The sequence below is a fragment of the Streptomyces sp. NPDC029296 genome (assembly GCF_055569255.1).
Genome location: NZ_JBVHXT010000002.1, coordinates 13,714 through 28,404 on the forward strand (window position 1 = coordinate 13,714; position 14,691 = coordinate 28,404).

The 14,691-nt window shown below is 75.7% G+C and carries 8 protein-coding genes; 1 reads left to right on the forward strand and 7 read right to left on the reverse strand.

Going from position 1 to position 14,691, the window contains the following annotated elements:
- Window positions 1–15: 15 nt before the first annotated feature.
- From ACZ4W9_RS01580 to ACZ4W9_RS01605, 6 genes are all read right to left on the reverse strand, one after another.
- Window positions 16–1,629 carry a succinic semialdehyde dehydrogenase gene (locus ACZ4W9_RS01580; RefSeq protein ID WP_467932449.1) on the reverse strand — a complete coding sequence of 538 codons (1,614 nt, stop codon included), beginning with the start codon at window positions 1,627–1,629 and terminating at the stop codon, window positions 16–18.
- Window positions 1,630–1,755: 126 nt separating this feature from the next.
- Window positions 1,756–2,793, reverse strand: coding sequence for a serine/threonine-protein kinase (locus ACZ4W9_RS01585; RefSeq protein ID WP_467932450.1), 1,038 nt, complete (start codon window positions 2,791–2,793; stop codon window positions 1,756–1,758).
- Window positions 2,794–2,841: 48 nt separating this feature from the next.
- A complete protein-coding gene (locus ACZ4W9_RS01590; RefSeq protein ID WP_467932452.1) occupies window positions 2,842–4,572 on the reverse strand; it encodes a serine/threonine-protein kinase in 1,731 nt (576 codons plus the stop codon).
- 121 nt (window positions 4,573–4,693) lie between these two features.
- Entirely contained in the window at window positions 4,694–6,493 is a 1,800-nt protein-coding gene (locus ACZ4W9_RS01595; RefSeq protein WP_467932453.1) for a serine/threonine-protein kinase, read from the reverse strand.
- Between the two features lie 161 nt (window positions 6,494–6,654).
- Complete coding sequence (locus ACZ4W9_RS01600) at window positions 6,655–9,408, reverse strand: protein kinase (protein WP_467932454.1); 2,754 nt, start codon at window positions 9,406–9,408, stop codon at window positions 6,655–6,657.
- 163 nt (window positions 9,409–9,571) lie between these two features.
- Window positions 9,572–11,632: a serine/threonine-protein kinase gene (locus tag ACZ4W9_RS01605; RefSeq protein WP_467932455.1), complete on the reverse strand. Its 2,061-nt coding sequence runs from the start codon at window positions 11,630–11,632 to the stop codon at window positions 9,572–9,574.
- A 170-nt stretch (window positions 11,633–11,802) separates the two neighbouring features.
- Here ACZ4W9_RS01605 and ACZ4W9_RS01610 point away from each other — a divergent pair, with 170 nt between their 5' ends.
- Window positions 11,803–12,870 (forward strand): serine hydrolase domain-containing protein, encoded by a 1,068-nt coding sequence (locus ACZ4W9_RS01610; protein ID WP_467932457.1) that lies wholly within the window; start codon window positions 11,803–11,805, stop codon window positions 12,868–12,870.
- 87 nt (window positions 12,871–12,957) lie between these two features.
- On the opposite strand, the gene ACZ4W9_RS01615 is transcribed toward ACZ4W9_RS01610, so the two are convergent.
- Window positions 12,958–14,664 (reverse strand): glycerol-3-phosphate dehydrogenase/oxidase, encoded by a 1,707-nt coding sequence (locus ACZ4W9_RS01615; RefSeq protein WP_467932458.1) that lies wholly within the window; start codon window positions 14,662–14,664, stop codon window positions 12,958–12,960.
- Between the last annotated feature and the right edge of the window lie 27 nt (window positions 14,665–14,691).

Consider the following 14,691-nt stretch of genomic DNA (forward strand, 5'->3'; position numbering starts at 1 on the left):
CGCGGGCGGGTGCCGCTAGCGGAACCGGAAGGCCTTCATCAGGCGCAGGCTCGTGCTCATGAACCGGGCGTACGCCTCGTCGTCCATGCCCAGCGAGGGCGCCATCGGCAGCAGCCGCTGCTGGGCGACCGTCTGGGCCTCCGTGTACTTGAGGATCCCCTCGGAGCCGTGGCGGCGGCCGAGACCGGAGTCCTTCATGCCGCCCATCGGGGACTGGACGCTGCCGTAGGCGGGGGCGTAGCCCTCGTTGACGTTGACGGTGCCGGTGCGCAGGCGGGCGGCGATGTCCCGGCCGCGGCGGGCGTTCGTCGTCCACACGGACGCGTTCAGGCCGTACGGCGTGGCGTTGGCGCGATCCACCGCCTCGTCGTCGGTCCGGAAACGGTAGACGGAGACGACGGGGCCGAAGGTCTCCTCCTCGCAGACGGCCATGGCGGGCTCGACGCCGTCCAGGATGGTGGGCTCGAAGAAGTAGGGGCCGATGTCGGGGCGTGCCACCCCGCCCGCGATCACCTTCGCGCCCTTGGCGACGGCCTCCTCGACGTGCCGTTCGACGGTCTTCAGCTGCCGCTCGCCCACCAGGGAGCCCATGTCGGCGCCGTAGGCGAGGGAGTTGCCGAGCCGCATGGCCCTGGTGCGGGCGGCGAACCGCTCCAGGAAGGCGTCGGCGACGGACTCGTGGACGTACAGCCGCTCGATGGAGATGCACAGCTGGCCCGCGGAGGAGAAGCAGGCGCGGACGGCGCCGGCGGCGGCCTTCTCGACGTCGGCGTCGTCGAGCACCAGCATGGCGTTCTTGCCGCCGAGTTCGAGGGAGGCGCCGACCAGGCGGGAGGCGGCGCCGACGGCGACCTCGCGGCCGGTGCGGGTGGAGCCGGTGAAGGACACGTAGTCGGCGTGCCGGACCAGTTCGGGGCCGACGACCGGGCCCTCGCCGAGGACGACCTGGAAGACGCCTCCGGGCAGCCCGGCCTCGATCAGCAGGTCCCGCGCCCACAGCGCGGTGAGGCAGGTCTCCGTGTCGGGCTTCATCACCACGGCGTTGCCCGCGACGAAGGCGGGCAGGGCGTCGCCGACGGACAGCTCCAGCGGGTAGTTCCAGGGGGCGATCTGGCCCACGACCCCGCGCGGGTGGCGCAGTTCGGTGACCTTCGTCAGGGCCGGCACGGCGCCCGCGTGCCGCTTGGGCCGCAGATAGGCGGCGGCGCGGCGGCCGTAGTGCCGGGCGGCGACGGCGACGGCCTGCACCTCCTCGTGCGCGTGCAGCCGGGCCTTGCCGGTCTCCAGCTGGATCAGGTCCAGGACCTCGGCCTGCCGCTCCAGCACCAGGTCGTGGAAGCGCAGCAGCACGGTGGCGCGCTGCCGCAGCGGGGTCGCCGCCCACACGGTCTGGGCGGCGCGGGCCGCCGCGAAGGCGTCGCGGACGTCGTCCGGGGTGGACTCGGGCAGGTCGGCCAGCTTCTCGCCGGTGAGCGGGGTGTGGTTCGCGGTACGGCCGGAGCCCGCGACCCCCTTGGTGAGCCGGGCCACCAGCTGGGGGGTGACCACGTCGGCGGCGGTACGGGCGCCGTCGGGAGCGGGCGCGAGCGGGTTGGTACCGGCGATGTCCGGGGCCTGCGTGTCCGTCATGACGCGCAGGGTATGCCGCGGCGCGCCCTTTGTGTACCCGTCGGTAACGCGGATTCACCGACCGCTCACACCCTGCCAGTGATCACTGGCAGGAAAGCGCTGATCAGGGCGTTGACGGGGGGAAGCTCAGTCGGCTCCCGGTTTTCTCGCCAGCAGCAGGGCGAGGGGGCCCAGGGCGGCGCGGCGGCGGGGGCCGGGGGCCGGAACGGGCGCATCCGGTGCCGGCCCGGGTACGGCGGCGGGGGTATCGGACTCGGGCGCCTGCTCGGGTACGGCCGCGGGGGTGTGGGGCGCAGGCGCCTGTTCCGGTGCGGCCGCCGGGGCGTCGGGCGCAGGCGCCTGCTCGGGTAGGGCTGCCGGGGCGTCGGAGTCCGGTGGCGGTTCCGGTGCGGCGCTCGGGGCGTGGGGCGCGCGGGGTGGGTCCGGTACGGCGGTGAGGCCCGCGCAGTCGCGGAGCGCGGCCTCGGTCCGTGCCGCGTCCGGCCGGGCCGCCGGCTCCTCGGCGTGCAGCCGGTCCAGCAGCGGGCCCAGCGGCCCGGGGTCGGTGTCCCCGACGGCGGTGCGCAGCAGTGCGCCCAGCGACCACAGGTCGGAGGCCGGACCGGCACCGGGCCCCGCCGCCCGCTCGGGGGCCACGAAACCGGCCGGCACCTGCCCGGCGCCGATGCCGAAGTCGGTGAGGACGACGCGTCCGGTACCGGATTCCAGCAGGACGTTGGCCGGTTTGACGTCCCGGTGCACGATGCCGACGGCGTGGGCGGCGCGCAGCGCGCCGAGCACGGCGAGCCCGATCCGCGCGGCCTCGGCGGCCGGCAGCGGCCCGCGCCCCAGCACCTCGCGCAGCGACTCGCCCTCGACCAACTCCATGACGACCCAGGGCAGTCCGGCCTCGGTGACCACGTCGTACACCGTCACGGCCGAGGGGTGCCGCACCCTGGTCGCGGCGCGGGCCTCGTGGTGGAGCCGGTGGGCGAGGCGTCCGCTCTCCTCGTCGGTCACCGGATCGCCCGGCAGCAGCGGCTCCTTGAGCGCGACCGGCAGGTGCCGCCGTTCGTCCAGGGCCCGCCAGACGGTGCCGGCCGGGCCGGACCCGAGGCGTCCGGTCAGCCGGTAACGGCCGCCGATCAGACGTGCGTCGGGCGGGTGTGCGCCGTCTTCGGTCATGCTCCATCAGTACCGCGCGCACGGCGCCGCTGTCGAAGCGGCCGGCTCTCACCCGCCGGCCGAGAAGGTGTCGACGGCCACGTCGAAGTACTCCCGGGCCTCGCGCACCTTCCCCACCGGCGCCGACACCCACACGTCGTAGAGCCGGCCGCCCTCCTCCCAGCACAGGTCGTAGGTGTGGCGCGGGCCCTCCGCCGCGCTGAAGCCGTTCCAGGTGAACTCCCAGAAGGCGGCCCGGTGTCCGCGGTGCGTGGCCGGGGTGACCCGGCCGTCGCGGTAGCCGGGGTTGTTGTCGGCGCCGGCGGCGGCGGAGCGCTCCAGGACGCCCCGGGGGCCGCCGGGCTGCGGGCCGCCGACCCTGACGCCCAGGCGGAAGGTCTGGTTCGGGGAGAAGTAGAAGACGCGTTCGTCGCGCGGGCTGCGGACGAAGTCCTCGGGGACGGCGAGGGAGAAGCCGGCCGGGTCGCGGGCCGTGCGGTAACCGGAGGGCGCGGTGCGCGAGCCGGTGCCGGGCACGGCCGCGGTGCCGGTGGTGGTCGGGCCGGGCGGGGGCGTGACCGGTGGCGCGGGTGCCGTCGGGGACGGTGTCGTCCCCGTGGCGCCGGTCCCGGTGCGGGTCGCCGGGGTGGTGGCCGTGCCGCCCGGGGTGCCGCCTCCGCCCCCGCTCTGGTGCAGCAGCAGCGTGGCGGCCGACACCCCGGCCCCGGTCAGCGCGGCGACCAGCAGGGCCGCGACCAGCACCCCGCGCGGGGCCTGCCGGACCGGGGGCGGCTGCGCCGTCGGCAGGGCGGGGCCGAGCGGCGGCGGCCCGCCGTGCGGCGGGTCCGGCCGGGTCGGCGAGTGGGCCGCCGGGATCCGGTGCGTACGGCCGCCGCCGATCCGGTGCGGGTACAGGCGCCCGATGCCGTGGGCTCCCGTACCCGGGCCGCCCGGCGCGGCCGGGGTGCGGCCGGTCTCCAGGTACGTCCGCAGCAACCGCTCGGCGTCCGCCGCGCCCAGCCGCCGGTCGGGGTCGCGCTCCAGCAGCCCGAGGACGACGGGCAGCAGCGGCTCGGCCTGGGCCGGCGGGCGGATGTCGTCGGAGACGACGGCGTGCAGGATGCCGCCGAGCGAGTCGCGGCGGAACGGCGACTCGCCGCTGAGCACCGTGCACAGCAGCGCGCCCAGGGACCACAGGTCGGACTCCGGCCCGGTGCGCAGCCCGGACATCCGCTCCGGCGCGGTGTATTCGGGCGAGCCCACGAAGGCGCCGGTCTCGGTGAGCGTGGTGGCGCCCTCCACCTGGGCGATGCCGAAGTCGGTGAGGACGACCCGGTCGGTGCCGGACTCGATCAGGACGTTCGCGGGCTTGATGTCCCGGTGCAGCACCCCCGCCTCGTGCGCGGTGTGCACCGCGCTCAGCAGGGCGATGCCGATGCGCGCGGCCTCGGCGGCGTCGACCGGGCCGTCCCGGGCGATCCGCTCGGCGAGCGAGGGGCCGTCGACCAGCTCCATCACGAGGTACGGCCGGCCGTCGTGTTCCACCACGTCGTGCACCACGATGATGTGCGGGTGCCGTAACTGGCAGACTGCGCGGGCCTCGCGGAAGGTGCGGTCGCGGCGGCGGCGCGCGTCGTCGTCCGGGAGCGAGTCGTCCGGGAGGAACTCCTTGACCGCCACCTGACGGCCCAGCACCTGGTCCCTGGCCCGCCACACGACGCCCATGCCGCCGCGCCCGACGCGTTCCTCCAGGCGGTAACGGCCCGCGATCAGCCGGAAGCCGGCTCCCTCGGTCCCCATGCGCCCCATCATGCCGCAGCGGGGGCCCGCGTCCTCGAAATCCGGTCGTGGTGCGGGGGTGTGCGCATCACCGGTCGGACAGCCGTTCCCGGCGCGGGCGGCGCGGTGCGGGGCGCAGGGCTCAGCGCGGCTCCTGCCAGCCCTGGAGCACCGCCTTGAACTGCTTGCCGGTCCGGTCCCAGTCCGCGGCGGGCGAGGATATGTAGAGCACGTACTCGGTGCCGTCGCGGGCGATGTAGGTCTCCTCCATGGCACGCCGCGGTCCCGGGAAGGCGGAGTCCTTCGCGAGCGCGTTCCAGGTGTACTCCCAGACCGAGCCGCCGAGGTCGCGGTAGACGTTCTTCTCCAGCCGGACCCGCCGGTAGTCGGCCAGCCGCCGGGCGAGCTGGCCGTCCAGGTCGAGCTGGTGGGAGTAGGCGTCCTTGAAGTCGGGCGAGGTGTCGACGGCGATGCGGACGAAGTGCTTGCCGCCGTCGGGTGTGTAGTCGACCTGCCGGAGGTCGCCGGAGACCCCGACGACCTTCCGTGACCAGCCCTCGGGCAGGTAGACGCTGAAGCCCCACTCGTCGTCGTACCGCCGCCAGGAGGCCGGGATCGTGCCGTCGGTGCCGGGCGTGGCGGAGCCGCTCACGGAGGGGGAGGGCGTGGCCGGGCCCCCGCTCGATCCACCGGTCTCCTCGATGCCGGCGCCCCACTTCTGGACGGCCACCGCGGCGCCGGCGCCGAGCAGGGCCGCGGCGGCCACGACGAGCGCGAGGGTACGCAGCCGGCGGCGGGGCCGGGCCGGGACGCCGGCCCCGCCGGACGGCACGGGCCCCACGGCCGTCGGACCGGTGACGGCACCGGTCGCGCCCGCCGGGAAACCGGGGAAGGTGCCACCGGCCGGGTGACCGGTGGCGCCACCGGACCCGTAAGCGGTGGCGCCGCCGGAGCCGTAACCGGTGGCGCCGCCGGAGCCGTAAGCGGTGGAGCCGTCCGCCGGGTGGCCGGTGGACCCGTGGCCCGGGCCGGCCGTTCCAGGGGTGCCGTGGGCGCCGTGGGCCCCGGGCGGGCCGGTGTGCACGCCCGCGCCCTGGGTCGGCAGGAACTCCTGCGCGGTGCGCGGTCTGCGGCCCTCCGCCACCTCGGCGAGCATCTGCTCCGCCTGCTCGACGCTCGGCCGGTCGGCCGGGTCCTTGCGCAGCAGGGCGGCGATGACCGGTCCGAGCGGACCGGCCTGGCGCGGCTCCTCCGTGTCCTCCTCGACGATCGCCTGCATGGTGCTCAGCGGCGAGGTCCGGCGGAACGGCGAGCGTCCCTCGACCGCCGTGTACAGCGTGGCGCCGAGGGCCCACAGGTCGGAGGCCGGGCCCGGGTCGTGGCCGCGCACCCGCTCGGGGGCCAGGTAGTCGACGGAGCCGACGACCTCGCCGGTGCGGGTGATGGTGGAGTCGCCCTCGATCTGGGCGATGCCGAAGTCGGTGAGCAGCACCCGGCGGTCCGTGCCGAGCAGGACGTTGCCGGGTTTGACGTCCCGGTGCAGTACACCGGCGGCGTGTGCCGCGCGCAGCGCCCGCAGCACCCACAGCCCGATCCGCGCGGCCTCCGCCGGTTCCACGCGGCCCCGCTCCTTGACCACGTCGGCCAGCGAGTCGCCCTCGACCAGCTCCATCACGATCCAGGGCCGGCCGTCGTGTTCGAGGACGTCGTGCACGGTGACGACGGCGGAGTGGTTGATGCGCGCGGCGGCCCGCGCCTCGGCGCGGGTACGGGCGAGCAGTACGGCCCGGTCGCCGTCGGAGACGTAGAGCGAGGCGGTCAACTCCTTGACGGCGACCATCCGGTGCAGCACCTCGTCGTGAGCGCGCCACACCCGGCCCATGCCGCCGCTGCCGATGGAGTCGGCGAGCCGGTAGCGGCCTGCTATGAGCAGGCCCTGCATCTGATTCACGTTGCCCCGCAATGCTCTTGACAGGGCCAGACTAAGGACCGGCCCCCACCCAGGGAACCGGCGGGGTGCACCGGTGACAGCACTGTGACGATGGTCATTTCGCCGCGAGAGGGCGAACCGGACGGTGGCGTACCGCCCCGGGCACGCGCCGCTCAGCCCGTGTGGCGGTACGTCGCCACGGCCTGTTCGTACAGCCGCGACACCTCGTCCCGTTCGCCTTCCGGACCGCGCACCTGGACGATGTGGTAGCGGCCGTTCAGCAGCAGCGCCATGTTCCGCACGAACCGGTCCCGCCCCTGCCCGTCGGTCCAGGTGAACTGGCCCTCGGCCATGGTCCGTCCGCCCACCTCGGTGGTCCGCAGCCCGGTCGCCGTGGCCCAGCTGGAGTCGCGGTACGGCTGGAGTTCCCGCTCCTTGTCCCGCTGGTAGACCATCGGATCAGCGCCGTACGCGGAGGCGCTGTCCCGGCCGGGTACGACGATCAGCTCGAACTCCCCGTGTGCGTACACCACCTGTCCGCTGCCGTTCCTCGGGGTGCGGCCCCAGCCCTCGGCGACGGCGATGCGGAAGCCGGCGGCGTCCTCGCGCAGGGTGAACCCGTCGGGCACGGAGGGGTTTCCGCCGGTCTGGGTCTCGGTGGCGGGCGCGGAGGTGCCCTCGGCGGGCGCGCTCTGCCCGGCGGACGGCTGCCGGGTGTGCGCGGGCAGCGGGCTCGTCCGCCCGGCGCTGCCGCTACGGTCCCCGCCGGTCTCCTGCTTGGGCAGGAAGAGCATCGCGTACGCGATCCCGCCCGCGAGCAGGAGCAGGACCAGCAGGAGCAGGGTCCGGCCGAGGCTGCGCGGCGAACCGGCGCCTTCCCGGCCCCGCTTGTGCCGGCCGTGCGGGTGGGCGACGGGCAGTCCGGCGCGGCGCCGGCGCACCAGCTCGCCCCGGCGCCGCACGATCGGCAGCCGGCTCGGGTCGGCGGGCGGCACGGGGACGACCCGGCTGCCGGCCTCCGGCTCCGGCGCGGACCGCACCAGGGAGCGCAGCCAGCCGCTCAGCTCCTCCATGTCCGGCCGCTCGGTGGGGTCCTGACGCAGCAGGGACTCCACGACCGGGCGCAGCGGCCCGCACTCCTCGGCGAAGGCGGGCGGCTCGGCGCACACCAGCTGCACCAGCTCGGCCGTGGACTCCTCCGGGTACGGCGCGTGCCCCTGCACGGCCCGGAAGAGCAGCGCGCCCAGCGCCCACAGGTCGGTGGCGGGGCCGATCGGCGCCGCCAGCTGCCAGTTCTCGTGCACGGGCCCGGCCTGTTCCGGCGCCCACCGCTCGGTCACCGGCCCCACCACGGTCATCCGCACCTGCCGCGCCCGCTCGGCGGCCAGCGCGGTGCCGGGCCCCCGGCGCACGGGCCCGGGAGCGTCCCAGCCCGGGGCCGTGGCGGACTCCGGGGAACGGCCGGGCACCGGCTCCGGGGCGCGTCCGGTGTCGTAGGGGCGGACGGGGGCGAGGTCGGGGCGGGGAGCGGACCCCCCAAAACCGGGCTCGCCGGAACCGGAGGCACGCCCGGGCTCCGTCCCGCCGCCGGGGCCGGTGGGGTCCGGGGCCGGTCGCCCGGGGGTGTCGTACGGGGGCCGGGGCGTGTCGTGGGCCTGGGCCGGGACCCGGTCGGGCCGTGACCGCGCCGGGGGCAGGCCCAGCCGCCGGGTGGCGCCGTCCAGGGCCTGGGGCGTGCCGTCCTCCAGGGCCTGGGGGGTGCCGCCGGGCCCGGTGCGCGGGGCGGCGCCGTGCCAGGGGGCGCCGCGCACGCCGTACGGGTCGGCGATCCGGCCGGGCGGCACCGCGCTGCCCGGGTCCGAGGGGTACGACGGCTGTGCCGTGCCGTCGGCCCGGTCCGCACCGGTGCCGGTGTCGGTGCCGGCGGGCGGACGGGCCCCGGGCAGGGCGGGGCGCAGGCCCGGCCGGGCCTCGTGCACCCGGGCGGCGGCACGGGCGCCCGCCCGGTACGCGGCGATGGCGCCGGCCCGGGCCGCCCGGACGTCCGCCCCGGTCTCCAGCGCCGGCTGCCCGGCCCCGCCGGACGTCTCGTGCGGCCCCGGCCCCGGTGCCGACAGCCCCCCGGCCGCGCGGGCCTGGATGGCGGCCCGCCGCGCGGCCTCGGGATCGGCATCCGCCGCACCACCGGAACCGGCGGGCGCGGCGGGCGTCCCGGTGTCCTCCGTGACCTCCCCCGGCGTCCCCGTCCACCCGGCCGGGCCGGCGCCGAAGGTCTCCCCCGCGCCCCCGCCGCCTTCCGCGTCCTCGGGAGCCGGCACCGGGTCGTACCCGCAGAGCGCCTCCTCCGCCGCGCCGGCCGCGAGGCCGGTCAGCACCACACGGCCGTCGTCGCAGACCAGGACCGTACGGACGGTGACGTTGCGGTGCACCCAGCCATGGGCGTGCAGCACCCGGAGCGCCATGAGCACGTCGGACGCGACCTCGGCCGCCCGGTACGGCGTGAGCGGCCGCTCGGTGAGCAGGGCGGCCAGCGGGCGCGCGGCCACCAGCTCGCTGACGATCCACAGGGACCCGCCCTCGGCGAAGACGTCGAAGACCTGGTCCAGGCGCGGGTGGTCGGGGACGCGGGCCGCCGCCTGCGCGGCCTCGACGGCGCGCCGCACCGCCGGATCGGCGGGCCGCCGGGTGGCGGCCCGGGTGTCCGCGGCCGGCCGGTACGGACGCTCGCGCGCGGTGAACCCCTCGGGCAGTCCCTCGGCGTCCAGCACCTCGGCCTCGACGACCTCCGGCAACGGCACCTGGCGGATGAGGACTTCCTGGCCGCTGTAGGTGTCGAAGGCGCGGACCTCGGTGAATTCGTAGGCGTCGGCCGGCGGCAGCGGCAGGCGGTAGCGGTCGGCGAGCACCCGACCCGCGTAGTCGTCCACTGTGCCTCCCTCGGCCGCCCGGCTGGTCATGTCCGTCCGTGGCACGACCCGTCGCGTACCCGCCTGCGGCCGCGTACGGTCCGCGACCCTTCACGATACGTGCCGGAGGCAACCCGCACGGCGCGGATGACGGATTCCCGGGCGGCAAACCGGGGCGCGGCGCCTACGGCTTGGGCACGAAGGACTTCGTCAGCGTCTTCCAGGTGTCCTTGCGCAGGTCGCCGTGCCAGTCGGCGTCCTGCGCGGTGTACATCAGCGCGTAACCGAGGTGGTCGTTCACCACGAATCCCCGGTCGATGGTCCGCAACTTGGTGCCGCCGTCGACGTAGGTGAACTCCCAGTCGGCCGTGTTCCAGCCGCGGTACCCCACCTTCTCGATGCGGACCTTGTGGTACTGGGAGCGCACCATGTACCGCTCCTGGTTCCGCCAGTCCGCCACCGGGTCGTCCTTGGGCGTACCGGTCCAGGCGACGAGCAGCTTCTGCCCGCCGGGCCCCGTGTAGCGGTCGCCGGAGCGCCCGGTGGTCTTGTACTTCCACCCCTTGGGCAGGCCGATCGAGTAGCCCTGCTCGCCCTTGCGGGTGCTCTCGGCCGGCGCGCTCCCGCCGTCCTTGCCGCCGGACGCGCCCGAGTCGCCGGAGTCGTCGGACTCGTCCCGGGCGTCGGCGGACGGGCTCGCGGCGCCGTCCGCGGCGGAGCCGGTGGCGGTGGACGCCGCACTCGCGCCGTCCGTCCGTGCCCCGGTGTCCGTGTCCCCGGCCGCGTCCTTGTCCCGCTTGGCGGTCGCGTCAGCGGTGGCGGCCCCGGCCCCGCTGGTCTTGCCGTCGTCGCCGCTGTCGGTCAGGGCGAAGGCCAGCACGGTGCCGAGCACCGCGAGCACGACCACGGCGACGATGATCACCAGCGTGCGCCTGGGCACCACATCGGTCAGCGGCGCCCTCGGCACCGGCCGCGGCGGCAGGTCCGGCGGCGGCACCACGGGCCAGCCGGAAGCCGGCCGGTTCGCGCCGGAGTCCGGCCCCACGGCACCCACTCGCGCCCCACCGACGGCACCGGGCCGCGCCCCGCCGGGGGAACCGGCGGCACCGGGCCGGGCAGCACCGGCGGCGGCACCCCCGGCGCCCGGCAGCGCGCCGGGAGCGAGCGGCGGAGGCGGAGGCGGTACGGACGACGTGGCCGGCGCGCTCCCGCTCCTGGTCCGCGTGGCCGCGGCGCCGGTGGCCGCCCCCGCCGCCTTGCGCACCGACCGCAGCGCGCCGCGCAGCTTCTCGCCGGCCTCCTCGCCCCGCCTGCCCTCCGGCCCGCCGGGCCGGACCGGCAGCGGAACCACCCGGGTGGCGTCCATCGCCTCCGGCTCGGGCGCGTGGATCACCGCGTTGAGCATGGCCCGGGCCCCGGCGTCGTCGAGCCGCTTGGCCGGGTCCTTGGTCAGCAGGCCGTAGAGGACGTCCCGCAGCGGCCCCGCGTTCCTGGGCTCCTCCAGCTGCTCGGTCATCACCGCGGTGAGCGTGGCGATCGCCGAGCCCTTGTCGTAGGGCGGCGTGCCCTCGACCGCCGCGTACAGCAGACCGCCGAGCGACCACAGGTCGGCCGCCGGTCCCGGCTTGTGGCCGCGGGCGCGCTCCGGGGAGATGTAGGAAGGGGCGCCGACGAGCATGCCGGTGGAGGTGATGGACGGGTCGCCCTCGACCTGCGCGATGCCGAAGTCGGTGAGCACGACCCGGCCGTCCTCGGCGATGAGCACGTTGGACGGCTTCACGTCCCGGTGCAGGATGCCCTCCCGGTGCGCGGAGCGCAGCACGTCCAGGATGGCGAGTCCCACCTCGGCGGCGCGCTTCGGCGTCAGCACCCCGTCCTCGCGGATGACCTCGGCCAGCGACTTGCCCTCGACCAACTCCATGACGATCCAGGGCCGGTCGTCCTCGTCGACCACGTCGAAGACCGTCACGGCGCTGTTGTTGCGGATCCGGGCGATCGCCTTGGCCTCGCGCAGGGTGCGCGTGATCAGGCGCCGCTTCTCCTCCTCGTCGATGTTCGACGGGAACCGCAGTTCCTTGACGGCGACCGTCCGGCCGAGGGTCTCGTCCTCGGCGCGCCAGACCGTGCCCATACCGCCGCGGCCCAGCACGTCCCCCAGCCGGTACCGCCCGGCGAGGAGACGCCGCTCGCTCTTGTCCTGACGAGTCTCCTGACGAGATGAACCCGCCCGCTCCGCCTCCGACATGCGTCCCCTCATACAACCCGCCCTGACAGAGCCTCCATTGTCTCTCACCCGACAAGTGCCCGGCGCCCAGGGTGCCCCTGGCCGGGCCCCGCCCTCCCCGCCCCGCGAGCCCTCTTGAACCGGGCGCTCCGCTTACCGGGATGATGGGCCGTAAGAGGGGAGGAACCGGTATGCCGACGCTTCGGACAGTCCTGTCCATACCGGTGTCGCTGGTGTTGCTGCTCGCCCCGGCGGCCTTTCAGGACACCTCCCCGCACCCCTTTCCGGTCGCGGCCGCGGACACGGTCCTGCCGCTGCTCGTCAGCGACGGCGGGGCACCCGCGGCGGCCCTGCTGACCCGGGACGCCGAGGGCGGCGGAGCGCGCCTGCGGTACGCGTCGGCCGGCCGGGGCATCTCCCGCGCCGACCACTTCCGCGCCGGCAGCATCACCAAGACCTTCCTCGCGACGGTCGTGCTCCAGCTGGCCGAGGAGCACCGGCTCTCCCTCTCCGACACCGTCGAGCGGCACCTGCCGGGGCTGCTCCGCGGGCGCGGCACCGACGGCCGGCGCATCACCCTGCGGGCCCTGCTCACCCACACCAGCGGGCTGGCCGACTTCACCGGGGCCACCCGGGGCGCCGTGCCCCTGACCCCGCTTCAGGCCGTGCGGGTCGCTTCCTCGCTCCCCCCGTCCCGCCCGGGCCGCTACTCCTACTCCAACACCAATTACGTCCTGCTCGGTCTGGTCGTCGGCCGGGTCACCGGCCGCTCCTACGCCGCCGAGGCCGAACGCCGTGTCATCGCCCCGCTGGGGTTGAGGGGCACCTCCTTTCCCGGGTCCCGTGGATCGCTGCCCTCGCCGCACGGCCGCGCCTACGCGGCCGACGGCTCCGATGTCACCGAACTGGACCCGCGCGTGGCCGGCGCGGCGGGCGAGCTGGTGACCACCCTGGCCGACCTGGACCGCTTCTACGCGGCCCTGCTCGGCGGCCGGCTGCTGCCCGCGCGCCGGCTGCGCGAGATGCTGGACACCCGTGCCGCACACGGCGCGTACGGCATGGGCCTGATGCGGGCGGAACTGCCGTGCGGCACCACCGTGTGGGGACACAGCGGCCGGATCTCCGGCAGCTACGTGCGCAGCGCCGCCACCGCCGACGGCCGGCGTGTCCTCACCTTCCGGGTGAACACGGACGCGATCGTGCACCCCCGCCTCGACGCGGCCCTGCTCGCCGGGGAGTTCTGCCCCCGCACCCGGTAGAACGCCCGGGGCCGGAGCGGAGATCCCGAAACCGGCCGCTCGTTCGAGTGAGTGTCGGCCGCTCCGCCGCCGGGGCGGAGCGGCGGCCTACAGCGGCACGATGTCCGGGGCCCCCAGCCGGGCGGCGTCCGCCGTCTGGTCGTCCGGCTGGAGCTGGGACTCGCGCTCGGCCTCCACCCGCTTCTCGTAGTGCTCGACCTCGCGCGCTATCCGGTCCGCGTCCCAGCCGAGGACCGGTGCCATCAGCTCGGCCGCCTCCCGGGCGCTGCGGGTGCCGCGGTCGAAGGTCTCGATGGAGATGCGGGTGCGGCGGGTGAGGACGTCGTCCAGGTGCCGGGCGCCCTCGTGCGAGGCGGCGTACACCACCTCGGCGCGCAGATAGTCGTCGGCGGCGTGCAGCGGTTCGCCGAGCGCGGGGTCGGCGGCGATGAGCTCCAGGACCTCCTCGGCCAGCGAGCCGTAGCGGTTCAGCAGGTGTTCCACGCGGACCACGTGCAGTCCGGTGCGGGCGGCGATCCGCGCCCGCGCGTTCCACAGCGCCTGGTAGCCCTCCGCGCCGAGCAGCGGGATCTCCTCCGTGACGCAGTCGGCGACACGCATGTCCAGGCCGTGCACCGCCTCGTCGACGGCGTCCTTGGCCATCACCCGGTAGGTCGTGTACTTGCCGCCGGCCACGACCACCAGCCCGGGCGCCGGATGGGCGACCGTGTGCTCGCGGGACAGCTTGCTGGTGGCGTCGGACTCGCCGGCCAGCAGCGGGCGCAGCCCGGCGTACACGCCCTGCACGTCGTCGCGGGCGAGCGGCACGGCCAGCACCGAGTTGACGTGTTCCAGCAGGTAGTCGATGTCGGCGCTGGACGCGGCCGGGTGGGCCTTGTCCAGGTCCCAGGCCGTGTCGGTGGTGCCGATGATCCAGTGCCGGCCCCAGGGGATGACGAACAGGACGGACTTCTCGGTGCGCAGGATCAGGCCGGTGGTGGAGTGGATGCGGTCCTTGGGCACGACCAGGTGGATGCCCTTGGAGGCGCGGACGTGGAACTGCCCGCGTTCGCCCACCATGGCCTGGGTGTCGTCGGTCCACACGCCGGTGGCGTTGACGACCTGCTGGGCGCGGATCTCGTACTCCCCGCCGCCCTCGACGTCGCGCACCCTGGCCCCCACGACCCGCTCGCCCTCACGCAGGAAGCCGGTCACGCGTGCACGGTTGGCCACTTTCGCGCCGTACGACGCCGCCGTGCGCACCAGGGTGGCCACGAAGCGGGCGTCGTCCATCTGGGCGTCGTAGTACTGCAGGGCGCCGACCAGCGCGTCCTTCTTCAGGCAGGGGGCCACGCGCAGGGCGTGACGGCGGGTCAGGTGGCGGTGCACGGGCAGGCCCCGGCCGTGGCCGCGGGCCATCGACATCGCGTCGTACAGCGCGACGCCCGAGCCCGCGTACAGCCGCTCCCAGCCCTTGTGCTGGAGCGGGTAGAGGAACGGCACCGGCTTGACCAGGTGCGGGGCCAGGCGTTCCAGCAACAGGCCGCGCTCCTTGAGGGCCTCGCGGACCAGGGCGAAGTCGAGCATCTCCAGATAGCGCAGGCCGCCGTGGATGAGCTTGCTGGACCGGCTGGAGGTGCCGGACGCCCAGTCCCGGGCCTCGACCAGACCCGTCGACAGGCCGCGGGTGACCGCGTCCAGCGCGGTTCCGGCGCCGACCACGCCGGCGCCGACCACCAGCACGTCCAGCTCGCGTTCCGCCATCGCCGCCAGTGCCTCGGCGCGCTGCGCCGGCCCCAGTGTCGCTGTCCTCACCGCTGCCTCCCGCTGTCGCTGACTCGC

Excerpts from the sequence above, each read along its gene's own strand:
- ACZ4W9_RS01580 (WP_467932449.1), bottom strand. The coding sequence starts at position 1,629 with ATGACGGACACGCAGGCCCCGGACATCGCCGGTACCAACCCGCTCGCG.
- ACZ4W9_RS01585 (WP_467932450.1), bottom strand. The coding sequence starts at position 2,793 with ATGACCGAAGACGGCGCACACCCGCCCGACGCACGTCTGATCGGCGGC.
- ACZ4W9_RS01590 (WP_467932452.1), bottom strand. The coding sequence starts at position 4,572 with ATGGGGACCGAGGGAGCCGGCTTCCGGCTGATCGCGGGCCGTTACCGC.
- ACZ4W9_RS01595 (WP_467932453.1), bottom strand. The coding sequence starts at position 6,493 with ATGCAGGGCCTGCTCATAGCAGGCCGCTACCGGCTCGCCGACTCCATC.
- ACZ4W9_RS01605 (WP_467932455.1), bottom strand. The coding sequence starts at position 11,632 with ATGTCGGAGGCGGAGCGGGCGGGTTCATCTCGTCAGGAGACTCGTCAG.
- ACZ4W9_RS01610 (WP_467932457.1), top strand. The coding sequence starts at position 11,803 with ATGCCGACGCTTCGGACAGTCCTGTCCATACCGGTGTCGCTGGTGTTG.